We start from the raw sequence: 22,254 nt of genomic DNA on the forward strand, positions 1-22,254 counted from the left end.
ATGGAAAAGCCCATCGCAACTGCGATGGGCTTTTTTTATCAGCGGCGGCTTTCGACCCTGAGCCGCCATCCAGCTAGAAGCTTCAAAGCCGTCATTCAGCCATGCTGCATGTTCAACGCCAAGGAGTCCAACGGGCTGGAGGTGCCTCCGGCTGCGACTTTAAGGACATGGGTATAGATCATCGTCGTGCTCACGTCCGAGTGCCCCAGCAACTCCTGCACCGTGCGAATGTCGGTGCCCGACTGCAACAAGTGTGTGGCGAAGCTGTGGCGCAAGGTGTGCACCGAAACGGGTTTGCAAATGCCCGCCTGTGCAACGGCCTTCTTCAGTGCGCGCTGTAATCGCTCCTCGTAGAGGTGATGGCGTTGCCACACACCTGTGCGCGGGTCCACAGACAGGGATGAAGCGGGGAACACCCAGAACCATCCCCAACGTTGTCCCATGCCGGGATATTTTGTCTCCAGTGCATGCGGAACGTCCACGCCACCGCGCTGCGCTTGCCGGTCTTGCTCCCACAGCGCGCGCGCAGCAAGCACCTGTTGGTGCAGCTCGGCTGCCAAGCTGCGCGGCAGCATTACGACCCGATCCTTGTCGCCCTTGGCTTGGCGTACCACGACCACCCCACGATCAAAATCCAGGTCCTTGACCCTCAAGCGCAGGCCTTCCATCAGCCGCATGCCGGTGCCGTACAGCAGGCGGGCCAGCAAGGCCATATCGGCCGGCAACGCCGATAGCAGAGCCGCCACCTCGGCCACCGTCAAAACCGAGGGAATGCGCTTGGGCGTGCGCGGGCGCTGCACGCCATCGAGCCATGGCAGGTCCGTGCCCAACACCTCGCGGTAGAGGAATAGCAGTGCGCTCAACGCCTGGTTGTGCGTGGCAGCCGCCACCCGCCGCTCGTTGGCCAACATGGCGAGAAAACCTTCGATTTCCAGCTGCCCCATGTCTCGCGGATGCCGCAAGCCGTGCCATTTCACGAACATGCGCACCCACTGCACGTAAGCCTGCTCGGTGCGCAGGCTATAGTGTTTGTAACGAATTCGCTCACGGACCTGATCCAGCAACCGTGTGGCGCGCAACACAGGAGGGGATGCGGGTTTCATGGCTGAATTTAGTACTGTATTTTCATACAGCATACGCGCCGTCAAGCTAGGCTACAAGCCCCTTTCTGCGTTCATTTCGTGCCAATTTAGACCGCAAGCGCCAGATATGGCCTGCGGCTTGGTGCGGTCTACATTACGTTAGTCCCATCACCCGCTTTATGCGCGCAGCTACTTGTTCCAGCGCTCGGCCCTGTTCCAAGTGCTTTCAAGCCTTTTTGGCCTTTAGCGCTTGTGCAGCAAGCGCCACTAGCTATCATTCTTGCAGCGCTGCGCCGCTTTCGTGGCCCAGCGCTTTTTCGTGGGCTGCGTGCGTCTTCAAGTCCAGGCGCTCCCTTTTGGCCTTCGGGTCTAACTCTGCAGTCAAGCGGACTGGCCTACGGCCAGCCGCTTACTTTGGCCGTTAGGCCTCTTCAAATGAGCAATCGCAGTTGGGCCATTAGTTTATTGGGTGTAGGTATTTTTGCTTCGGCGGCGAGCCTGTACTTTGCATACCAAGCGGGATGTGCCGGCGACCTAAAAGGCGGAACATTAGGCGATCCGCAGCAAGCGCTTCACTACGAAGGTCTGTCTACAGAATCGATGCTCCTAACGCTATTCTGTTTTGCTGCGTTACCTATCCTTGCACCGTTCAAAGGCACAGCCAAGCGGGCTCTAGCATCCACTGCCATTTTTCTAATTGCCCTGGTTGTGCTTATCCTCGGTGGCATACAAGCAGAAATCACAGGAGTTCAGCAATGCTTCTAAGGTCAGTGTTCGGCCAGAGCTTCGCATCTGCTAGCAGCCTAACCAGTTGGTCAAGCCGACGCCCACAAGCTCCGCTTGCGGGTGCCCTCCGCACTTCGTGCTCCGGCGCGGCTTACCGCGAGCGTTGGGTGTCTTTATGACTACAGTGGTTCTTTATGGCGGAACGGGCAAATACACCGGAGCCAGCGCGTTCGAGTGGCATAGCCCCGAAGTCGGAAGCGTGCACAAGTTCATCCTCTTCATGGCCCACGTGGGAGACGAGGCCCAGCACGAGGAAGCAGTCCGCGAACTGGAGAAGTTCGGGTTCACGGACTTGGAAGTCGGGCAAGGCAAACCAATCGCCGTTGAGGTCCTGAACGAACCTCAAATGCAGGTCTTTCAGAAGCACTACGAAGGCGCTCTCGCTAAGGGTTCGTCAATCGTCTGGTATCCGTAGGCAGGGTGGACATGTCGCCGCCCAACCCATCATTCCAGCGGACCGCCGCCGGCGGCCGCTGAACTCAAACGTTAGGCGTCTCACCAAAGGCGTAGCGAATGTCTCTAGCAATATCTCTAAACGACTCGATTGGCGAAGCGGAGGTTCTGTCTCTGTACGAGGCAAACGCTTGGTCCTCTGCGGAGAAGCCGCAGCAGCTCCTTGCGGCGCTTCGAAACTCGCACGCTCTTGTGACTGCGCGAGTAGAGGGTCGATTGGTCGGTCTCGGGAATGCGATTTCAGACGGGCACTTGGTCGTTTACTTTCCGCACATGCTGGTGCATCCGAAGTATCAGCGGCGAGGTGTTGGTCGAGCGATGATGGGCGCTCTCATGGAGAGGTATGCGGGCTTTCATCAACAGATGCTCACCGCCGATGGAGATGCTGTTGAGTTCTACAAGTCGATGGGGTTCGAGCGCGCTGGCAGAACCGAGCCCATGTGGGTGTACGCGGGCAATGAGCACTGAGCCGCATTCGCCTAACCATTCCATCGAGCGGATGTCCAACCGGCTGCGCCGGTCGGCCACCGCTCATGTCAAACGTTAGGCCTCTTCAAATGAGCAATCGCAGTTGGGCCATTAGTTTATTGGGTGTAGGTATTTTTGCTTCGGCGGCGAGCCTGTACTTTGCATACCAAGCGGGATGTGCCGGCGACCTAAAAGGCGGAACATTAGGCGATCCGCAGCAAGCGCTTCACTACGAAGGTCTGTCTACAGAATCGATGCTCCTAACGCTATTCTGTTTTGCTGCGTTACCTATCCTTGCACCGTTCAAAGGCACAGCCAAGCGGGCTCTAGCATCCACTGCCATTTTTCTAATTGCCTTGGTTGTGCTTATCCTCGGTGGCATACAAGCAGAAATCACAGGAGTTCAGCAATGCTTCTAAGGTCAGTGTTCGGCCAGAGCTTCGCATCTGCTAGCAGCCTAACCAGTTGGTCAAGCCGACGCCCACAAGCTCCGCTTGCGGGTGCCCTCCGCACTTCGTGCTCCGGCGCGGCTTACCGCGAGCGTTAGCGATCATGGTTGCCTATTTGCGAGTTGCATCTTTGCTGTCCGGAATCGCTGTGGCCGGGGCTTGGCCTTTCATGCTTTTCGCCCTCGCCGCGAGCAGCGGAGACTTGGAAGGACTGCCAGTTTCCACGTTCACTGATCCGCTTGCCTACACTATCCCTATGGCTGCTGGAAATCTCATCATTGGGCTGCCCAAATTGGTGTCCGGTGAAAAGACCCCGGGCTTCCGCGTTGTTGGAGGGGTACTGCTTATTGTCACTACCGCGTCACTCATAGTGATTGCAGCCGTTATGACGCCAAAAGCCACCTTCTCCTGGCCGGTTTTGTTGTGGGCTGCATTTCAGATTGTCTTGTTTGCTTTTTTCGTTTGGCCGGCGCGCCGGTTCAAGATCGCTAACCCGCCGCTCCAGAGGGACGCGCCGCAAGCGGCGCGCCCCTGAGCTAGCACGTTAGGCTGCACAAATTGAGTTCGTGGCCATTCGGCAGTCGTCAGTCAAAGAACGTATGAATATTCGCTCAGTGCTTATCGTCGTCGCTATCGTTGTCGGCCTGGCTCTCGGGCCAAGTGCACTTAGCTCCGCAGCCGCAGCACAGCCACCAGTTCGCTGGAACGATCTCGCGTTCATCCTTGTGGGTAGTGCTATCGCCGTGTTTCTCGTCCTGGCCTTCCAAGTGCTCCTTCGCAACTACAAGGCCTTCACCTATGGCTGGTCAGCCTTCGCACTCCTCGCCATTAACGTAGTGGCAACCGGCATTTCCGCCCTCGCCACCTCAGTTCTCACGGGCGGCATCCAGCCCCACTCGCTTATGTTCTTGGTCGTAGGCGCTGGCATGTCCCTGGCAGTCGTGCTGCTACGGGCCGCATTCAGAGGCAGGCTGCAAGGTGCCGTCTAACCCTTCCATCGAGAGGACGTCACAAGGGCTGCGCCCTTGCGCCGCCTCTCATGTCAAACGTTAGAGCTCATGAAAAACATCCAAGTCATCGACGGCGCTGACAACTGCGTGTACGACATCTTCGCGGCGACAGAAGAGGAGTTCCATCTCATCTTTCCGGCGGGGCAGGATGTAGCGTTCATTGACGAAGTCATGAAGAGCGGCCCTGCAGAGGTGCTAGACGCTGCGTTCTCAAGAATTTGGCAGCGTCGCGTGAGAAAGTCCGAAGCCTTGGGCATCCATGGACTCCTCTTCTACGAGCTTGAACACAAGAAGCAGTACTACGCCACTCGTCGAGATGAGGAGGCATCGAACCCCAATGGTTCTAAGCTTCGGGCGTAGACGCCCTAACCCATCATTCCAGCGGACCGCCTTCGGCGGCCGCTGAACTCAAACGTTAGGTGCGCATGAGATATCTGCTGTTCCTGTTTGCCCTTCCCCTCGCAGCACACGCGGAGGTGATGGATAAGGAACCTTCACTGCTGTCCATAGTGCTTAGCGCGCTGATGGCCACCGCCATCGCATACTTGTGCGCTCGCTGGAAGCCGTGGTTACTTGTCTTGGTGCTTCCCGCGGCGGGCCTTTGGCTTGGCGCAACTGCAGTCGAAACGCTGGATCCGTTTGTCGGCCCCGCGATCACCCGGGAGGCGGGTCGCTGGTACCTTGCCGCACCATGGGCCGGGCTGGTCAGTGTTCTGGCAGGCACGGCGCTGGGCTTGTGGCGGCGTCGCTGCTCACCTAACAGTTCGTCCAAACCGACGCCGCTTCGCGGCGCGGCTTAACTCAGGTGTTAGGCATTGCATATGGCGACATCTCAAGCCACGATGGATTTTCTGCTAGACCAGCTTGCAGGTTTAGCCAATGTGAGCACGAAGAAAATGTTTGGCGAGTATTGCCTTTACTTAGCTGGCAAACCCGTTGCTTTGGTCTGCGATGACCAGTTGTATCTCAAACCAACGAGTGCAGGCCGAGGCATGGTGGAACAAGTAATCGAAGGTGCCCCATATCCTGGTGCAAAACCTCATCTGCTCATCACCGCCGACCTCTGGGAAGATCGAGACTGGCTCAATCAATTAATTCAGGCTACAGGCAATGAACTTCCGCTACTGAAGCCAAAAAAGAAAAATGCCTAACATCCCGTTCCAGAGGGACGCTACGCCGGCAAGCCGGCTCCGCGCCCCTGAACTTTCACGTTAGCGCTCATGAAGCAGCGATCCATAGCCACCGTAGAAGAAGCGATTGCGCTTGAGCATGCCGTTGCTAGCTCTGCGGAGCGGGCGCTTGCCCAAGTCATTGAGCTTCATGATCCAGCCGACGCGCTCCGCACGCTTTGGGAAATGAAATTCCGCCCCATTGGCTGCGATCCTCTCAATTCCGAAACTCCGCTCAATCTCATCGAGCAGCTAAATCAAACATTTACGTACATCGCATCAGCGCGCGCTGTAGTCACGCTGTTCGAACTTCATCCGCATCTGGCGCCTTTCACGCTCAATCTGGGCAACATCGGCGGGTCGGACATAGAGTCCGGTTTGGCCGGGGAGCTGGCATGCGAAGTATTCGCCGCTGTCAGTACGTCAAACAATCAGAAGCTCAACAAGGACTTGGCTAAAGTCGCTGCAACCGGCGCAGAACATAAGTACGTGTTCTTTATGTGCCCCGGGTTCAACGCCGGGCGTCAACCTAAGCTGGAGCGGGTTCCGGGCGTGCAGGTTTGGGCGGTCGGTGAGCGGCATGAGCGCTAACAATTCGTCCAAGCCGACGCCGCTTCGCGGCTCGGCTTAACTCAGGTGTTGGGCGTCATGAACTCGGGGCCACAAGTCACCTTCACCACGGATTTCTTCAAACCCATCGCGGGTGAGGAGGAAGAAACCAATCCTGGCCGCTACGGCAAAGCACTGGCGCAGTGGCTTGCCCAGCAACTCAAAGAGCGAGGCGTATCTGCTGAGGGTGTCATCCCAGAGGATTTCGGGTGGGTCGTTATGGTCTCGCGCAAACCGTTCTTGCTCTGGCTTGGTTGCGGCAATACTGACGGGAGCACAACAGAGTGGTCAGTGTTTCCTGTCGCTGAAATGTCAGCGCTTCAGCGCATATTCAAACGCACAAACCCCGCGCCTGAAATTGAAAAACTGAAGGCGCACCTTTCAGCGCTTGTGCTGTCAATTCCGGGAGTAACCAATGTCGTTTGGGAATAAACGCCCAACAAGGCGCTCAACAGGGACGCCCTACAGCATGCTTTGCTTGCTTCCGGGCGCCCGTTAGCTTTGACGTTAGCCATTACCCACCATGCGCTTCGTTGTCATCGCTCTTGCCCTGATTGCAATTCCGTGTGGACTTGGTTTTGCGTACAAACATACGCTTTACTGGACACAATCGGGTAATTGTTCCCCCTGTAACCCGGAGCTTTTCCATCAATCGCTAATGCTGGGAGGTTCCTTTGCCGTCTGCAATCTCCTTATTTGGCTAGGAATTTCCTCGGATTTTGCGGATGGAGAAGGCCTCTTCGGCAAGCTTCGCAGCATTGCTCAACGTACTCTCGTTTGGGCTGTTGGTGCCCTTGTTGCTTGCTTCGCGCTTATTGGCCTCGCCGTTCTACCTGTTGTCACGGTCATCGCAGCTTTGTTCTACTCGGTTGCTCTAACGCGGCACCTCCTGGAGCGCCAAGGTGGCTAACCCGGCGGTCAAGCCGCCCCGCCTACGGCGGGCGGCTTACCTTGTTCGTTGAGCGACCGCTTCCCCCTGCCGTCGCTGGCAGCTTATGGCCGCAAGCTATCCCCCACAGCCTTTGATGCGGAGTATTTGCTCCGCGTTTCCTGCGCATTTCACTGAAAAATCAGCTCTACCTTCAAGCTGGTTCGGAGAATCAAACCCTCCGGATTTATCAGCCAAATTAGCCGCTACGGCGCTGTAGATAGGCGCTAATAGCTACTACATTCATAGCACCCAGCGCCGTTCGGTATCACGGGCACGCATGCTGGCCCACATCCGAACCAAGCCCCTCACCCCACCCGCCACCACCGTGGCAACAACGCGCGCACCTCGCCACGCTGAAACCGGTCGTCCATCAGCACCACCACGCCCCGGTCATGTTCGGTGCGAATCACCCGGCCGGCGGCCTGCACCACCTTGCGCAGGCCGGGGTACAGGTAGGTGCAGGCGTAGCCCTGGCCGGGGCCCATCACCTCGTCCAGCGCATATTGCATGGCGTCGTTCACCGCGTTCACTTGCGGCAGGCCCAGCGTGGCGATGAAAGCGCCGATGAGGCGGGTGCCGGGCAGGTCCACGCCTTCGGCAAAGGCGCCGCCCAGCACGGCCAGGCCCACGCCCTGGCCGCCCTCGGTAAAGCGGGCGAGGAAGGCGGCGCGGCTGGCGTCGTCCATCTCGCGCGTTTGCTGCCATTGGGGCACCTGTGGGTGGCGCTGGGCCAGGGTGGCGGCCACGCGCTGCAGATAGTCGAAGCTGCTGGCAAAGCACAGGTAGTTGCCGGGCTGGTGCGCGTACTGCGCGGCCACCAGGTCGGCGATGGGGGCGAGCGAGGCCTCGCGGTCGCGCCAGCGGGTGGAGATGTGCGGGGCCACGCGCACCTGCAACTGGTGGGCGGCAAAGGGGGCGGCCACGTCCAGCCAGACGGTGTCGGGCGGCAGGCCCAGCAGGTCGCGGTAGAACTGCGGCGGGCTGAGCGTGCCCGAGAACAGCACCGTAGCCTGCGCCGCGGCGTGGCGCGCGGCCAGGTGCGGCGCGGGCATGACGTTGCGGATGCACAGCGTGGTGGCGGGTGTACGGGCCCGGCCGCTGCGGCTGCGCGGTGGCGTGGCGGTGCGCTGCAGGTCGAACAGCGCATGCGGGCCGAACTGCTCGGCCAGGGCCTGGAAGTGCAGCAGCGACCAGTAGAACACCAGCACCGCGTCGCCCGGCGGCAGGGGTTGGTCGGCCTGGGCCTCGGCCATGGCGCCCACGGCACGCTGCACCGCGCCCAGCAGCGCGGGCGGTACGGTGGCGTGGGCCTGGTAGGTGGGCGTGGCGGCGAGGGGGTGCGCGGGTGCGGTGGCGCCGGTGTGCAGTGCGCCGGGTGCGCCCGGCGTGTCAGCGTCTTCTACGCTCTGGCCCAGGGTCTTGCCCAGCGCATTCCACTGGCGGTGCAGGGCGTCGAGCGCCTTCTTCACGGGGCCGGTGGCGGCCTGGCGTGCGGCGGCCAGCTCGAAGGGCGAGAGCGGCGCGGTGTACATGCTGCGTGCGCGCTCCAGCAGGTTGTGGGCCTCGTCCACCAGCACGGCCACGCGCCAGCCCTGCTGCTGCGTGAGGGCGTACAGCATGGCGGCGCTGTCGTAGTAGTAGTGGTAGTCGGCCACCACCACGTCGGCCCAGCGCACCAGCTCTTGCGACAGGTAGTAGGGGCAGATGCCGTGCTGCAGCGCCACGCCGCGCACGGCGGGCGCATCCCACGGCGCGGGTTGCTGCACGGCGGCGGCGCGGGCGGCGGGCAGCCGGTCAAAGAAGCCGCGCGCCAGCGGGCAGGCATCGCCATGGCAGGCGCTGCCGGGGTGTTCGCAGGTCTTGTCGCGCGCGTGCAGGTCCAGCACGCGCAGCGGCGTGCCGGGCGCGTGGGGTGCCAGCGCGCCCTGCAATTGGGTCAGCGCGTGCAGCGCCAGGCCGTGGCCCGTGCCCTTGGCGGTGAGGAAAAACAGCTTGTCCAGCCCGCTGGGTGCGCGGGGCGCGCTCTCTTTTTTGACGGTTTCCGTATCCCCGTTGGGCACCGCATCGGTGGCGGCGCCGGATGCGGCAGCGGCCGGCGCCGGCCCGCCCTGCCCTGGCGCGGCTATCGCCGGGGGCACCATCGCCGGGGGCGCCATAGCCGGGGGCGCCATCGCCGGGGGCGCCATAGCCGGGGGCGCCATAGCCTTGAGCAGCGGGAACAGCGTGCCCAGGGTCTTACCGATGCCGGTGGGCGCCTGGGCCAGCAGGCAGCGCCCGGCGGGGGCGCTGGCGCCCTCTGCGTTGGGGTGTGCGGTGCGGTACACGGCCACGGCCAGCTCGCGCTGCCCGGCGCGGAATGCGGGCAGCGGAAAGCGCAGCCGCGCCAGGGCGGCGTTGCGCTGCTGGCGGTGCGCGGCCTCGCTGTGCGCCCAGGCCAGGTAGCGCTGGCACTGCGTGGCAAAGAACGCCTGCAGCGCGGCGGCGGTGTGTTCCTGCACCAGCACGGTCTCGGCATGGGTGGTGGCGTGCACGTAGACCAGCGCAAGCTTGAGCCCCGCCAACCCGCGCGCCTGGCACAGCAGGTGGCCGTACACCTGGGCCTGGGCCCAGTGCAGCGCGCGGTGGTGGGGGCGCACGCTGTCCAGCGTGCCGCGGTAGGTCTTGATTTCTTCGAGCTGGCCCAGCGCCGCGTTCCAGCCATCGGCACGGCCGCGCACCGTCAGGTGGTCGTACGTGCCGGTCAGCGGCACCTCGGCCTCGTAGCCTGCGCCGCGGCGCTGCTGCACCGCGCGGTGGCCTTCCATGCCTTCGAGTGCGCTGGGGGCGGGGGTGAAGCGCAGGTCCAGGTCGCCCGTGCGGGCCGTGAACTCGCACAGCGCGCGCACGGCCACGACGTGGGAGCGCGGGGCGGGCGTCATGCCGGGCCGCACCACTGCACGTGGCACACCTGCACCGGAATGCCCTGCGCCACGCAGTACGCCAACCAGCGGATCTGGTTGTCCTGCAGCTTGTCGCCGGGGGCCTTCACCTCCACCAGCGCATAGCGCTCGGCCCCGGGCGGGCGGCCGGGCCAGAAGCGCACCAGGTCGGGCAGGCCGGTGCGGTTGGCCTGCACGTCGCACAGCAGCCGGGCAAACAGCCGCTCCAGGTGCGCGGGCGGAATGCAGTCCAGCGCCAGCGCCAGCAGCTCGGCGCTCAACGCACCCCAGGCCACGAAGGGCGACTGGGTGCCGTGCTTCTCTTCAAAGCGCTGCACGATGGTGGCGCGGTAGCGGCCGTCGTGCAGCTCGGCCAGGCAGGCGTTGAACAGGGCCTGGCGGCGCGCCACGAAGTCGGGCGCGGCCAAGTCGGCCGGCCCGCTCTGGAAGGGGTGGAAGAACGCGCCGGGCAGCGGCGCAAAGATGGCCGGCCAGCACAGCAGGCCGAACAGCGCGTTGACGAGCGTGTTCTCCACATAAAACACCGGCGCCTCCGCGCAGTGCCAGTGCGCGCGCAGCGCGTGCTCCACCGACTGGGGCGGCGTGGGCGCGGGCAGTTCCACGTCCATGCGCAGCGCGGCCACGGCCGGGGCCAGCGCGGGCCGGCGCGGCCCGCCGCCCTGCCCCAGGCTGCGGCGCAGGCGCGGCAGCATGCGCGCCACGCGCTGGTGTTCTTCTTCACTTTCAGGAGCAGCCAGCGCTTGATGGGCAAGGGCTAGAGCCTGATCGGAGCATTGCATGCGCTCCAGCACGCGGATCTGGCGGTGGCGCGCACCAGGGGCGCGGCTGGCGGCGTAGGCCTGTGCGGCCAGCGGCCAGTCGTGCGCACGCTCGCAGGCCTGGCCCACGCGCAGCAGGACCCGCGCGCGGCGCTGCTCCAGCCACGGCGTAGCGCTGTGCGCGGCGGCCAGGGCCTGCAGCAGCGCAGCGGCATCGGCGCCCTCCGCGTCCAGCGCCTGGCGGCAGGCGCTGAGGGCGAGGTAGGTGTCCACATCGGCTGGGCTCTGGAACGGGCGCGAGGCAGCGTCCAGCGGCACGGCCTCGTAGCGGAACACGCCCAGGTCGGCCAGCACGAACTCCGCCCAGCTCTGGTGCAGGTTGCCGAAGAACATGAGCCGCAAGCGCTCGCAGCGCGCGCCCACCGTCACCTGCCACACGGGCTCGTCGGCATGCGGGTGCCAGGCGGCGTAGGGCTGCCGCAGGTCAGCGCGGTCGGCCAGGGCCTGCAGCATCTCGGCCTTGCGCATGGTGGGGTGCAGCGCAGTGCCCTGCAAAATCTGTAGCAGCTCGCGCTTGGTGTGCAAGGCAAACAGCTCCAAAAGACCCAGGGGCGCATCGGCGCAAAGCCAGCCCCGCGACAGCAGCGGCGCGGCGGCGTCGCGCGTGTCGGGAATCTCGTCATAGGCCAGCTTGCTCGCGCGAAACCACGGCCCGCGCCGCATCACCATGCGCACCAGCAGGGCCTGTGCGGCCTGGGGCAGTTGCCGAAAGTCGGTGAGGAACTGCAGGTCGTCCACACCGAGCAGGTCGCCATAGCGCGTGTGCAGCCAGTCCAGCGCACGCTGGAAGTTGTGCAGGTAGTAAAAGCGGTGCGGTGCGGGCGCAGGGCCGGGCTGCGGCATACAAAAGACTGTGCGTTTATACAGTCAATGATACCGGCGCAGCGGGTGCGCCGTTAATGTGGGGATAACGCGCCGTTCCTAGAATGCGGGCTTTTGCCAAGCGGGCCGCATGCACATCCTGATCGTCGAAGACAACGCGCTTGTGGCCAGCGGCATCCAGGCCGGGCTGGAGCTGCACGGCTTCACCAGCGACACCGCGGGCAGCGTGGCGCAGGCGCAGGCCCACATGACCAGCCGCCAGTTCGATGCCTGCGTGCTGGACTTAGGCCTGCCCGATGGCGACGGCATCAGCCTGCTGCGCCAGTGGCGCGCCAAGGGGTTGGCGCTGCCGGTGCTGATCCTTACCGCGCGCAGCACCATCGAGGACAAGGTGGCCGGCTTTCAGACCGGCACCGACGACTACCTGACCAAACCCTTCGACCTGCAGGAGCTGGTGCTGCGCCTGCGCGCCCTGCTGCGCCGCGCGGGCGGGCGCACCAGCGACCTGCTGGCGCTGGGCGACTGCCAGGTCAACATGGCCACCGGCGAAGTCACGCGCAACGGCGTGGCGATAGACATCTCGCGCCGCGAATGGGCGCTGCTGCAGGCCCTGCTGCAGGCGCACGGGCGCGTGCTGAGCGCGGCGCAGCTGCATGACAGCCTGTACGGCCTGGACCAGGACGTGGGCAGCAACACCGTGAACGTACACGTGCACCATCTGCGCAAGAAGCTGGGCGCCGATGTGATCGACACCGTGCGCGGCCTGGGCTTTCGGCTGGGCACTCGGTACTGCGGCGGTGCGGCATGACGGCACGACCTATGCAAAGCCTGCGGGTTCGGCTGGTGCTGGGCCTGAGCCTGACCATTTGCCTGGTCTGGAGCGGCGTGGCGATCTGGCAGTTCATCAACATGCAGCGCGAGCTGCGCACGCTGCTGGACGACCGCCTCATCGCATCGGCCCGGATGGTGGTGGGCATCGTGCAGCAGTTCCAGCAGGCCGAGCTGGCGGCAGCGCCGCGCGCCAGCAACGATGCGCTGCTGTCGGTCATTGGCCGCGATGGCGTGGCCTGCGAGGTGAGCCTGGTGCGCAGCGAAGTGGACATCCTGCCCATCGCGCGCACCAACAACATCCCGGACATGGCCTCTGCCGGCAGCGCGGGCTTTGGCCAGATCACCAAGGGCGGCAAGCAGTGGCGCACCTATGTGCTGGAGGACAAGGGGGTGCGCGTGGCCACCGCCGACCGGCTGGATGTGCGCGACCAATTGGTGCAGACCTTCGTGCGCACGCTGGTGCTGCCCTTCGTGCTGGCACTTGCCGTCATCCTGCTGCTGACCTGGTGGATGGGCACGCGCAGCCTGCGCCCGCTGCAGCGCCTGCGCGAGGAGCTGGTGCAGCGCCCACCCCACGACCCCACGCCCGTGCAGTCGGGCCGCGACGTCAAGGAACTGGCCCCGCTGGTGGACAGCCTGAACCAGTTGCTGGCGCGCATGGACGCCAGCATGGAACACGAGCGCCGCTGGACCGCCGACGCGGCGCATGAGCTGCGCACGCCGCTCACCGCCATCAAGACCCATGTGCAGGTGGCGCAGCTGACACTTGCCGCGGGCAACAACAACGCCAGCCCCGACAAGGCCGCCAACGCACTGCGCCAGGCCGGCGAAGGCATCGACCACATGCACGCCACGCTGGAGCAACTGCTGCAGCTTGCACGCGTGGAAAGCGCCAGCGCGGGAGAGTCGCGCGCCACCGTGGGCACCGGCATCGCGCAGGCCTTCCGCCTGGCCTGCAGCCAGTCCCTGCAGCGTGCCGAGAACGAGGGCATTCAGTTGCCCTCCCCACCGCTGGACGCGGCAGAAATACCCGCCGACCCGGCAGCCTGGCAGGCAATACAGCTACCGCTGCCCCCCGCGCTGCTGGCCTGCGCCATCACCAACCTGATCGACAACGCGCTGCGCCATCACCAGGGCCCCGCCCCTGTGAGTGCCACGCTGCGCTGGCAATCCGATGCTGCCGGCCCGGGCACGGTGGAAGTCTGTGTGCGCGACGAAGGCCCCGGCCTGACCCCTGCGGAGTGCGAGCAAGCGCTGCGGCGTTTCTGGCGCAAGTCCAGCTCCTCGCCCGGCAGCGGCCTGGGCCTGACGATCGTGCGCCGCATCGCCGAAAGCGCCCATGGCACGCTGACGCTGGAGCCGGCCGAGCCCGGCCTGGGGGCGCGGCTGTGCCTTCCGGCGCTGGCGGTGACCTCTTCGGCGGCAAAGGACTGAGGCCGCCGTGGACCGCGTGCTGCACCTGGGCCCACTGGTCCTGCCGTGGATGTTGCTGGTGCTCCTGGGCGCCTGGCAGTTGGGCACGATGGTGCATGAGCGACTGGCCGCACGGCGTGGCCTGACGGCCGGCCCGGATGGCTGGCGGCTGCCCCTGGTCGCACTGATCGCGGCGCGGCTGGGCTTCGTGGCGGGCTACGCGGACCTGTATGCCGGCACCCCTACCGCGGTGCTCGACATCCGCGACGGCGGGTGGTCGCCCTGGGCGGGCCTGGGCGCCGCGCTGCTCTATGTCGCGCTGCTGTGGCTGCGCCGCAGCCCATGGCGGCAGAGCGCCACGGCAGGGCTGGCCACATTCGCCGGCGTATGGCTGCTGGGTTGGGGCGTGCTGCAGGCTACGGCACCGCGCGAGCAGGCCACCCTGCCCTCATGGCAAGGCGTGGCGCTGGATGCGCGCACGGTCGCCCTGCCAGAGCTGAAGGGGCAGCCCGTGGTGGTGAACCTGTGGGCCAGTTGGTGCCCGCCCTGCCGGCGCGAGATGCCCGTCATGCTGCAGGCGCGCGAGGCGCAGTCGCCCCAGTCGCAGGTGCGTTTTCTGTGGGTGAACCAGGGGGAGCCGCCCGAGACAGTCGCCCGGTTTGCGGCGCAGCAGCGCCTGCCGGCCGCCGATGTGCTGCTGGACTCAGCGGGCCAGCTGGGTAGCGCGCTAGGCCACAAAGCCCTGCCCACCACCCTGTTCTATGACCGCCAGGGCCGCCTGGCCGCAGTGCGCGTGGGCGAGCTGTCGGCTGCCACGCTGGCCCAACACCTCGCGCTCATCAGCGGCCACTCCGCTCCTTAGCAACCCGGCCCAGTGGCGCAAAGAGGTGCGCCGCCGGCATCACGACACGCCCTGCGGCGCGCCAGCCCCTTTCAGGAACGCATTGATGGGCAGCTGGATATAGGTACGCCCATCGTCCTGCGCGGGCGGCAGCTTGCCGGCGCGCACATTGACCTGCACCGAAGGCAGGATGAGCGTGGGCATCGCCAGTGTGGCGTCCCGCGCGGTGCGCATCTGCACGAACGCGGCCTCGGTCACGCCCTCGTGCACATGGATGTTGCCGCTGCGTTGCTCTGCCACGGTGCTGACCCAGGCAGGTGCGCGGTTCTCGGGCGGATAGTCGTGGCACATGTGCAGTCGGGTGTGTGCGGGCAGCGCCAGCAGGCGCTGGATGGAGCGGTACAGCGTGGCGGCGTCACCGCCCGGGAAGTCCGCGCGGGCCGTACCCACGTCGGGCATGAACAGCGTGTCGCCCACGAACACGTCGTCACCCACGCGGTAGGCCATGTCGGCAGGCGTGTGGCCGGGCACATGCAGCGCCGTCAGCTCCAGGCCGCCAACATGGAAAGTCTCGCCGTCCTCGAACAGGTGGTCGAACTGGCTGCCGTCGGGCAGGAAGCTGCGCTCGAAATGGAACACGCTGCGAAAGAGCTGCTGTACCGCGCGGATGTGCGCGCCGATGGCGACCTTGCCGCCGAGGTGGTGGCGTATGTGCTGCGCGCCCGAGAGATGGTCGGCGTGTGCGTGGGTTTCCAGGATCCACTGCACCTGCCAGCCCTGGAGGCGCACGTATTCAATGATGCGATCCGATGAGGCGCTGGTCAGCGTGCCGGACTTCGGCTCGAAATCCAGCACGGGGTCGATCACTGCCGCTTGGCCGGCGTCGGTGTCTGCGAGCACATAGCTCACGGTGCCCGTCACGGGGTCGAAGAAGGGCTCGATATGCATGGAGGCGTGGGGCATGAAGGTCCTTTCGCAATGAAGACGGAAGTGCCGAAGCAGCACCACCAACCAACAACAGTTTATTTTTTGATATATTATATGAAAACATATTGTTTTGCACCTCCATCATGATTAACGACGCCACGACCCTGGACCTGCCCGCCATGCGCGCCCATGCGGGCGAAGCCGTGACCATGCTCAAGCTGCTGGGCAACGAAGACCGGCTCATGCTGCTGTGCCAGCTGACCGAAGGCGAGCGCACCGTGGGTGAGCTGGAGCAGCTCACCGGCATCGGCCAGCCCACGCTGTCGCAGCAGTTGGGCGTATTGCGCCGCGACGGGCTGGTGCAAACCCGCCGTGAAGGCAAATTCATCTGGTACCAACTGGCGGACGACCGCGCACTGCAGCTGATGCAGGCCATCCATCGCCTTTTCTGCAAGCAAGGAGCTTGATCCCATGACCATCCTCTGGAATTCGTTCACCCCCTGGTCATCGCTGGCCGGCGGCATGCTGATCGGCCTGGCCGCGGCGCTGCTGATCGTGCTGCTGGGGCGCATCGCCGGCATCAGCGGCATCGTGGGCGCACTGCTGCAGCGCAGCAGCTGGGCCAGCGTTGCCAACTGGGGCTGGCGTGCGGCCTTCGTGATCGGCATGGTGGCGGCGCCATTGGTCTGGCAGCTCATCGCCCCCCTGCCACCCATGGAGATGCCCAGCAACCCGCTGGTCATCGTGCTGGCCGGCCTGCTGGTCGGTTTTGGCACCCGGCTGGGATCGGGCTGTACCAGCGGCCATGGCGTGTGCGGGCTGTCGCGCCTGTCGCTGCGCTCCCTGGCCGCCACCCTGACCTTCATCGGTGCCGGCGCCGCCACGGTGTTCGTGGTGCGTCACGTGCTGGCCTGACCCCATCTCAAGGAGAAACAACATGGCTTCTGCCATCGCATCACTGCTCGCCGGTCTCGTCTTCGGGCTGGGCCTGATCCTGTCGGGCATGGGCAATCCCGCAAAAGTACAGAACTTCCTGGACTTCTTCGGCGCCTGGGACCCTTCGCTCGCATTCGTCATGGGGGGCGCCATTCTTGTGGGCCTGGTGGCGTTCACCTGGGCCCGCAAGCGCAAGACCTCGCTGCTGGGAGACCCCATGCAGCTGCCCTCCTCCACCGCGGTGGACAAACGCCTGCTGACCGGCGCGGCGCTGTTCGGCATCGGCTGGGGCCTGGCGGGGTTCTGCCCCGGCCCGGCCGTGATGAACCTGGGGACGCTGCGCGGCGAGGTCTGGCTGTTCGTGGCCGCCATGCTGGCGGGGATGCAGCTGCAACACTTCTGGGATCGCCGCACGCGCTCCTGAAAAAATAGCTGGCAGCGCTTGTCATTGGCTGAATTCATTGCAATAACGCATTGAAAACCAATACCAGCAAGCGCTATAAGCTCCTTAATTCATAGCGATGCACATGGACTCCCTGTTGTTTCTCCTCACCGCAGCGCTGCCGTTGCTGTACCTTGTGCGGCACTGGGCGTGGGCACCTTCCGCCACACGCGCCCATACACGGTTGCGGCAGGAATGGTTTACCGCCATTGCGCAGCACAAGGGCACCGAAGTGCTGGGGGTCCAGACGCTACGCAACTCGCTCATGTCCTGCACCATGACGGCGACCACCGCCACCCTGGCCTTCATGGGCGGGCTCACGCTCACCCAGGGCCACTGGCCGTCGCAGTGGTGGCACCACGGTTTTCCACCGTTGGGCACCGACCAGGGGTTGGCCTTCTGGAACGCGTTCGCCGTGCTGGTGCTGCTGGCACTGGCATTTCTGACCTCGATGCTGGCGGCGCGCAACTACCACCACGCTGGCTTCGTGGCGGGCATGCCCGTGGAGTCCGCGGCGCGCCGGTCATGGCAGTCCCTGGGCGAGCGCAGTCTGATGCGCGCGGGCCTGTACTACAGCCAGTCACTGCGCCTCATGATCTGGGCGGTGCCGCTGGCGCTGTTCTACATCCACAGCCTGCTGGGCGCCGCCGTTGCGGTGGCGCTGTTCGTGTCTATGTGGGGCTGGCTGGACGTGGACCGCTGATGCCCTATTTGCCGCCGCCCAGCCGGTCCATCAAGCCGCCGCGAGAGCTGTCGGGGTTTGCCACCTGGCCGCTGGCGGACTCCACGGCAGTGACAAAGTAGCTCATCGCCTCGACGGCCTTGCTGCGCTCTTCACCGCTGTTGAGCGTCTCATCCACGCTGCGCCCATCCGCCGTATAGACCCGCACCCAGCTGCGCGGCGTGTAGGCGATCTGGTCCACCAGCCGCAAGGGCACATCGAACGCCGTGGCGGGGTAGCCCAGCGCAGCGGCCTCGGCGCGCGAACGCGACCGCACGCGCACCGCCTGCCCGCCCCCCAAATGGAAGTCCGCGCCCGTGACCTCCGCCGCCTGATGGGGCAGGCCCACGGTGAGCACCGCCTGCGCCGGCTTCGCAGCGCTCCACGCCGCCGCCAGCACTGGGCACTGGGGCCGGGAGCACGCGGCACTCGCGGGCGCCACCGTCACGGTCTTTTTCCCTTCGGATTCGCCTTGCTGAATCTGCGGCACCAGCGTTTGCTGGCTGGCACAGCCCGCCAACACCAACGCTCCAAACGCACCCGCCCGCCAGAATTTCATGGATTCACTCCCGCATAGAAAACCGCATGGTGCCATGCCCGCGGGCGAGATGCGGCAACCCTCGGGATCCTTCATGGGCCCGCTCCCGGAACAAGGCATCCGTGCCTACCGGCTCCGGCGTCGCTATTGCACGCTCTGCGCCAACGCGACGGCACGCGATGCGGCGCGCGGCTTTCACCGAGGCGCGCAGGAGGCGATTCGCCACCACACTGCCGGGCATTACCGCCCCCAGCAGGTCCGCCGACGGATTGCATGGCAGCCACCATGGCCGGGCTTACCACCAGTGCCCACCTTGCTAGGTCAGGGCCTGGATCGTTTGCTGGCCCGCGCATCACCTGGCAGGCAACGCACTGAGGCCCGCCACCCCGCTTCGCGCATGGCCGCAAGCCGGCCGGCCAAGGAGTTGCGGGTCACGATGTGGGGGACGTCGCCTCCCTCATGGCTTTGGCGAGCCCATGGTTGCCGCGGGACTCCAGTCCTTGAATCGCGCCCTCGCGGTCTTGCTCGCCGTGGTGCTGGTTCAGCTTGCGCTTTCCTTCCAGTCGCCCGAGACGGATCTCAATGCCCACGATATGCCGCAGTTGCTCATCCAGGTAGTCTGTGGGCGCATCGCCCATCTTCCACGGCTGTGCCTGCCCCGCCTCATGCTGGCGCGTTAGCAAGGCGACCACCCTGCGAACGAATTTCACATCGTCGCGGACATGAATCGTTCCGTGGGCATGGACAACCTCGTAGTTCCAGGTAGGCACGCGCCGATGCGTCTCCTGTTTACCGGGATACCAGTTGGGAGAGATATAACCTTCGACGCCGCGGAAGACGACAAGCACTTGATTGCCGTCGCGTACCTCCCGCCAGATGGGATTGGCACGCGCCACATGCGCCAGCAGCATGTCGCCATCCAGAAAAAATGGAAGGTGGTTGGCCTCCAAACCGGCGGAAGTGTGTGTCACCAGCATGCCCAGCGCGTTCTCGCGGACGATGCGGTGAAGCTCCCCGAGCCGGGACTCGGCGAATTGTGCAGGTAGGTACATAAAGCGCGTGGTGGAAAAAGTTGCCGGAAGCCTTTCAAGCCAGGCGTCCGTTTGGCGCCTATCCAAACCCGCTGCGCAAAGGATGGACAGGCCCCATAAGGCTAGCAGCCTCATCGTCAACACTAACGTGATGGGCGCTTCAAATGTGCGAGCGCCTGTCCAAATCCAGCGACTATGGGGCTAGCTGCTCCCGCAAGGTTGCCAATATTTCTTCAGACAGCGCCGGGTCGCCTGCCGCCGTGGCGCGGGCGAGAACCAATGCCCCAACCATGCTGCTGAGAGTCGCGATAGTCCGGGCACGCTTGGCCCCGTCATTACCCGGGAGCACGCTCATAAAGCGCTGGATGTTGCGCTCCACCCCCTGCGCAAAAACCTTTGACATCTCAGGCCCCGCTCTTGCAGCATCCGCTGCCAATGCCGCAGCAGGGCAACCCTCTCCAGGGTGATCGCGGTGGTTCACAGAAAGGTAGCCATGCACCAGCGCACGGAGTCTGGTTTCAGGCGCACCTTCCGCCTCCCGAGGCTCCCATCCGTCTAGCGGCGTGATCGTCCACTCAAATGCACGCAGGCACGCCTCGCGCGCGAGCGCATCCTTGGACTCAAAGTGTCGGTACAGCCCGCCGTGCGTCAAGCCTGCATCGCGTGTGATCTCGGCCACGCCCACGCCATCCAGGCCCTTTTCCCGATAAAGGCGCGCAGCGGCATCCACGATTCCTTCGCGATTCTCGGCGGCCTGTGCTTTGCTCACTTTCATGCATTAGATGATACCCATCATCAAAACTCACTTATGATGATAAAGATCATCAATAAATCACGCTCAACGCTTCGCAGGAGCTGGATTTCACAGTGGAAGGTGCAGCATGGATCGTCGGGTCGTCATCACTGGCTTGGGCTTGGTATCTCCTTTGGGGTGCAATGTGGAGGTGGCCTGGCAACGACTGCTGGCTGGCCAGTCTGGGATCCGCACCCTGGATGCAGCCGTGGGTGAAGGCACGGGTGTCTCCATCGCTGGACGGGTGCCAAGCCAGGAAGAGGATCCGCAAGCCGGGTGGAACGCAGAAGCTGTCGTCTCGGCGAAGGAGCTACGTCGCATGGACCGCTTCATCGCCTTTGCGTTGGGCGCGGCAGACCAAGCTCTGGCACACGCACGGTGGACCCATCCAAGCGTTGAGCAGCAAGAGCGCGCTGCGACCATCATCGGCTCCGGCGTGGGCGGCTTTAGCACCATCGCAGAAGCGGTGCGCACGACGGATGGCAAGGGGCCGCAGCGCTTGTCGCCTTTCACCGTACCCGCTTTCCTGGCCAATTTGGCGGCCGGACAGGTGTCGATCCGGCACCGGCTCAAGGGTCCGTTGGGTGCTCCGGTGACGGCCTGTGCGGCCAGCATTCAAGCCATTGGCGATGCAGCACGGCTGATCCGCAATGACGAAGCGGATATGGCGCTCTGCGGCGGCAGCGAAGCCACCATTGACCGGGTTGCGCTGGGCAGCTTTGCCGCCGCGAAAGCAGTAACGACCTACAGTGACGGCGATCCCGCAAAGGCTTCGCGCCCCTTTGACCTGGCTCGGAACGGCTTTGTCATGGCCGAGGGTGCGGGCCTATTGGTGCTGGAGGTCCTGGATCATGCATTGGCGCGTGGTGCCACGCCGCTGGCCGAGATCGTGGGCTACGGCACCTCCGCCGATGCATACCATGTCACCTCCGGGCCGGAGGATGGCTCTGGCGCCGCACGATCAATGCGCGCCGCGTTGCGCCAGGCACAGCTGCAGCCTTGGGATATTCAACACCTGAATGCGCACGCGACCTCCACTCTCGTGGGCGACCGAGGCGAGTTGGCAGCCATTCGACAAGTGTTTGGAGCCGGCTCTGGCCCATCCATTACAGCCACCAAATCCGCCGTGGGTCACATGCTGGGAGCCGCTGGCGGGGCCGCTGCGATCTTTACTGTATTGGCATTGCGCGACCAAATGGCGCCACCTGTGCTCAATCTAGAACATCCAGATCCATTGGCCGACGGCCTGGATCTGATCGCTGCGAGTGCGCGTGCCCATGCCATAGAGCACGCCATGCTCAACGGATTTGGTTTTGGCGGTGTGAATGCGTCTCTGGTTCTGAAGAGATTTACAGCCTTACCCATATCTTGACCAGAAGCCTCAATAGACAACATCACACATGCCACGTCAATGAGGTTTTGCAGCACGTTGGGTAAGTGCCTCTCCGTCCCCGCAAGCAACGATTGCACTGAATCACCAAAGCCTGGGATGGCGCGCTGAACCCCGTGGCTTGAAGCGTTACCGGGCCGCTCTTCGCGGCCTTTTTGCGCTTGCAGCGCGACAAGCGATCTGATGCACAGCCTGAGGTCTCAAGGGCACGTCCCAAAGACTTCCCGCACATTGCGCAAAAAAAGCCCGCGAGCATGCGCTCGCGGGCGTATCCATTTACGCGAAAACAATCCACAAATCCACAAGGTAGCCACGTAGCCACCTCGTGCGGAACTTCTTCCAAGGTTCCTAGCACAAATTTTGCATAAAGCAAAATTTGGCCAAACGTCAAATAAACCATAACGTGGCCAGATGGCCACTTTATGCCTTACGCCACAGGTTCTCCAGAGTGTGGCGGTGTCTTGAGTGGTGGAGCTGGCGGGAATTGAACCCGCGTCCGCAAGCCTTCTTCGGGCAGATCTACATGTTTAGTGCTCTGTTTTCATTCTTGCATCTCACGTCGCGCAGGCACACGCTACGCAAGATGCCAGCACCCTTGAATCTCGTGCCACGCCAAGGTGCCCGGCATGCCACCAGCTGATGTAAATTCCCTTGCAGCCGGGAGGCCTTGCGGCCCCCTTGCCCAGCCCATCAGCGTGCTGTTGCAAGGCTCACCGGTATTTAAGCGGCGAGTGCGAAACGTTCGTCGTTTGCAGTTAGTTTAGTGAATGGAGATTTACGAGCGTCACTCAAGCTCGACATGCACCGCTCCGATTCCGAACCCACGTCGAAACCGGGACAGCCCCTTGGATGACT

The 22,254-nt window shown here is 64.1% G+C and carries 28 protein-coding genes and 1 other RNA gene; 21 read left to right on the top strand and 8 right to left on the bottom strand.

Annotation, left to right across the window (positions count from 1 at the left end; translation table 11 throughout):
- Positions 1–95: 95 nt before the first annotated feature.
- Positions 96–1,103 carry an integron integrase gene (locus BA022_RS07050; RefSeq protein ID WP_088887002.1) on the bottom strand — a complete coding sequence of 336 codons (1,008 nt, stop codon included), beginning with the start codon at positions 1,101–1,103 and terminating at the stop codon, positions 96–98.
- Between the two features lie 158 nt (positions 1,104–1,261).
- Between BA022_RS07050 and BA022_RS07055 the strand changes: the two genes are divergently transcribed.
- From BA022_RS07055 to BA022_RS19105, 13 genes are all read left to right on the top strand, one after another.
- Entirely contained in the window at positions 1,262–1,507 is a 246-nt protein-coding gene (locus tag BA022_RS07055; RefSeq protein ID WP_088887003.1) for a DUF1010 domain-containing protein, read from the top strand.
- Between the two features lie 10 nt (positions 1,508–1,517).
- Complete coding sequence (locus BA022_RS19090; RefSeq protein WP_148665139.1) at positions 1,518–1,847, top strand: hypothetical protein; 330 nt, start codon at positions 1,518–1,520, stop codon at positions 1,845–1,847.
- 136 nt (positions 1,848–1,983) lie between these two features.
- A complete protein-coding gene (locus tag BA022_RS07060) occupies positions 1,984–2,283 on the top strand; it encodes a hypothetical protein (protein ID WP_148665140.1) in 300 nt (99 codons plus the stop codon).
- Positions 2,284–2,381: 98 nt separating this feature from the next.
- Positions 2,382–2,789 carry a GNAT family N-acetyltransferase gene (locus tag BA022_RS07065; RefSeq protein WP_088887005.1) on the top strand — a complete coding sequence of 136 codons (408 nt, stop codon included), beginning with the start codon at positions 2,382–2,384 and terminating at the stop codon, positions 2,787–2,789.
- Between the two features lie 89 nt (positions 2,790–2,878).
- Positions 2,879–3,208 carry a hypothetical protein gene (locus tag BA022_RS19095; protein WP_148665139.1) on the top strand — a complete coding sequence of 110 codons (330 nt, stop codon included), beginning with the start codon at positions 2,879–2,881 and terminating at the stop codon, positions 3,206–3,208.
- Positions 3,209–3,407: 199 nt separating this feature from the next.
- On the top strand, positions 3,408–3,773 hold the full coding sequence (locus tag BA022_RS07070; protein WP_088887006.1) for a hypothetical protein: 366 nt from the start codon (positions 3,408–3,410) through the stop codon (positions 3,771–3,773).
- A gap of 64 nt (positions 3,774–3,837) precedes the next feature.
- On the top strand, positions 3,838–4,227 hold the full coding sequence (locus BA022_RS07075; RefSeq protein WP_148665142.1) for a hypothetical protein: 390 nt from the start codon (positions 3,838–3,840) through the stop codon (positions 4,225–4,227).
- Positions 4,228–4,296: 69 nt separating this feature from the next.
- Positions 4,297–4,608: a hypothetical protein gene (locus BA022_RS07080; protein WP_088887008.1), complete on the top strand. Its 312-nt coding sequence runs from the start codon at positions 4,297–4,299 to the stop codon at positions 4,606–4,608.
- A gap of 65 nt (positions 4,609–4,673) precedes the next feature.
- On the top strand, positions 4,674–5,048 hold the full coding sequence (locus BA022_RS19100; protein ID WP_148665143.1) for a hypothetical protein: 375 nt from the start codon (positions 4,674–4,676) through the stop codon (positions 5,046–5,048).
- A gap of 21 nt (positions 5,049–5,069) precedes the next feature.
- On the top strand, positions 5,070–5,399 hold the full coding sequence (locus BA022_RS07085; protein WP_088887009.1) for a TfoX/Sxy family protein: 330 nt from the start codon (positions 5,070–5,072) through the stop codon (positions 5,397–5,399).
- A gap of 69 nt (positions 5,400–5,468) precedes the next feature.
- Positions 5,469–6,008, top strand: coding sequence for a hypothetical protein (locus tag BA022_RS07090; protein WP_088887010.1), 540 nt, complete (start codon positions 5,469–5,471; stop codon positions 6,006–6,008).
- A 57-nt stretch (positions 6,009–6,065) separates the two neighbouring features.
- Positions 6,066–6,458: a hypothetical protein gene (locus BA022_RS07095; RefSeq protein WP_088887011.1), complete on the top strand. Its 393-nt coding sequence runs from the start codon at positions 6,066–6,068 to the stop codon at positions 6,456–6,458.
- Between the two features lie 91 nt (positions 6,459–6,549).
- The gene (locus BA022_RS19105; RefSeq protein WP_148665144.1) at positions 6,550–6,936 is read left to right on the top strand and encodes a hypothetical protein; all 387 of its coding nucleotides are present in this window, start codon (positions 6,550–6,552) and stop codon (positions 6,934–6,936) included.
- 326 nt (positions 6,937–7,262) lie between these two features.
- Here BA022_RS19105 and BA022_RS07100 read toward each other — a convergent pair whose 3' ends face one another.
- On the bottom strand, positions 7,263–9,875 hold the full coding sequence (locus BA022_RS07100) for a helicase C-terminal domain-containing protein (RefSeq protein WP_088888543.1): 2,613 nt from the start codon (positions 9,873–9,875) through the stop codon (positions 7,263–7,265).
- Positions 9,872–11,557 carry a VRR-NUC domain-containing protein gene (locus tag BA022_RS07105; RefSeq protein WP_088887012.1) on the bottom strand — a complete coding sequence of 562 codons (1,686 nt, stop codon included), beginning with the start codon at positions 11,555–11,557 and terminating at the stop codon, positions 9,872–9,874. The genes BA022_RS07100 and BA022_RS07105 overlap by 4 nt, the downstream gene beginning before the upstream one ends.
- Before the next feature lie 109 nt (positions 11,558–11,666).
- On the opposite strand from BA022_RS07105, the gene BA022_RS07110 reads away from it, so the two are divergent.
- The 3 genes from BA022_RS07110 to BA022_RS07120 are packed head-to-tail and all read left to right on the top strand — an operon-like array spanning position 11,667 to position 14,642.
- Positions 11,667–12,344 (top strand): response regulator, encoded by a 678-nt coding sequence (locus tag BA022_RS07110; protein ID WP_088887013.1) that lies wholly within the window; start codon positions 11,667–11,669, stop codon positions 12,342–12,344.
- Complete coding sequence (locus tag BA022_RS07115) at positions 12,341–13,801, top strand: ATP-binding protein (RefSeq protein ID WP_088887014.1); 1,461 nt, start codon at positions 12,341–12,343, stop codon at positions 13,799–13,801. Before BA022_RS07110 ends, BA022_RS07115 begins: the two co-directional genes overlap by 4 nt.
- A 7-nt stretch (positions 13,802–13,808) precedes the next feature.
- Positions 13,809–14,642: a TlpA disulfide reductase family protein gene (locus BA022_RS07120; RefSeq protein ID WP_088887015.1), complete on the top strand. Its 834-nt coding sequence runs from the start codon at positions 13,809–13,811 to the stop codon at positions 14,640–14,642.
- A gap of 39 nt (positions 14,643–14,681) precedes the next feature.
- Here the strand turns inward: BA022_RS07120 and BA022_RS07125 are convergent, their stop codons facing one another.
- Positions 14,682–15,584: an MBL fold metallo-hydrolase gene (locus BA022_RS07125; RefSeq protein WP_088887016.1), complete on the bottom strand. Its 903-nt coding sequence runs from the start codon at positions 15,582–15,584 to the stop codon at positions 14,682–14,684.
- Between the two features lie 107 nt (positions 15,585–15,691).
- Between BA022_RS07125 and BA022_RS07130 the strand changes: the two genes are divergently transcribed.
- The 4 genes from BA022_RS07130 to BA022_RS07145 all read left to right on the top strand — a co-directional run bounded on the left by BA022_RS07130 (position 15,692) and on the right by BA022_RS07145 (position 17,629).
- A complete protein-coding gene (locus BA022_RS07130; protein WP_011805640.1) occupies positions 15,692–16,015 on the top strand; it encodes an ArsR/SmtB family transcription factor in 324 nt (107 codons plus the stop codon).
- 4 nt (positions 16,016–16,019) lie between these two features.
- Positions 16,020–16,463 carry a YeeE/YedE family protein gene (locus tag BA022_RS07135; protein ID WP_011805641.1) on the top strand — a complete coding sequence of 148 codons (444 nt, stop codon included), beginning with the start codon at positions 16,020–16,022 and terminating at the stop codon, positions 16,461–16,463.
- A gap of 22 nt (positions 16,464–16,485) precedes the next feature.
- Complete coding sequence (locus BA022_RS07140; RefSeq protein WP_088887017.1) at positions 16,486–16,908, top strand: YeeE/YedE family protein; 423 nt, start codon at positions 16,486–16,488, stop codon at positions 16,906–16,908.
- Between the two features lie 103 nt (positions 16,909–17,011).
- The gene (locus BA022_RS07145) at positions 17,012–17,629 is read left to right on the top strand and encodes a DUF599 family protein (RefSeq protein ID WP_228403738.1); all 618 of its coding nucleotides are present in this window, start codon (positions 17,012–17,014) and stop codon (positions 17,627–17,629) included.
- A gap of 4 nt (positions 17,630–17,633) precedes the next feature.
- On the opposite strand, the gene BA022_RS07150 is transcribed toward BA022_RS07145, so the two are convergent.
- The 3 genes from BA022_RS07150 to BA022_RS07160 form a co-directional block, all read right to left on the bottom strand.
- The gene (locus BA022_RS07150; RefSeq protein ID WP_088887019.1) at positions 17,634–18,206 is read right to left on the bottom strand and encodes a hypothetical protein; all 573 of its coding nucleotides are present in this window, start codon (positions 18,204–18,206) and stop codon (positions 17,634–17,636) included.
- A 410-nt stretch (positions 18,207–18,616) separates the two neighbouring features.
- Positions 18,617–19,237, bottom strand: a complete 621-nt coding sequence (locus tag BA022_RS07155; protein WP_088888544.1) for an FMN-binding negative transcriptional regulator — start codon at positions 19,235–19,237, stop codon at positions 18,617–18,619.
- Between the two features lie 172 nt (positions 19,238–19,409).
- Positions 19,410–19,991, bottom strand: a complete 582-nt coding sequence (locus BA022_RS07160; RefSeq protein ID WP_088887020.1) for a TetR/AcrR family transcriptional regulator — start codon at positions 19,989–19,991, stop codon at positions 19,410–19,412.
- Positions 19,992–20,097: 106 nt separating this feature from the next.
- Here BA022_RS07160 and fabF point away from each other — a divergent pair, with 106 nt between their 5' ends.
- Positions 20,098–21,381, top strand: coding sequence for a beta-ketoacyl-ACP synthase II (gene fabF, locus BA022_RS07165; protein ID WP_088887021.1), 1,284 nt, complete (start codon positions 20,098–20,100; stop codon positions 21,379–21,381).
- Positions 21,382–21,865: 484 nt separating this feature from the next.
- On the opposite strand, the gene ssrA is transcribed toward fabF, so the two are convergent.
- Positions 21,866–22,244, bottom strand: a transfer-messenger RNA (tmRNA) gene (gene ssrA / locus BA022_RS07170).
- Positions 22,245–22,254: the final 10 nt, after the last annotated feature.

The organism is Diaphorobacter nitroreducens (assembly GCF_002214645.1).
In the GTDB taxonomy this organism is placed as follows: domain Bacteria; phylum Pseudomonadota; class Gammaproteobacteria; order Burkholderiales; family Burkholderiaceae_C; genus Diaphorobacter; species Diaphorobacter nitroreducens.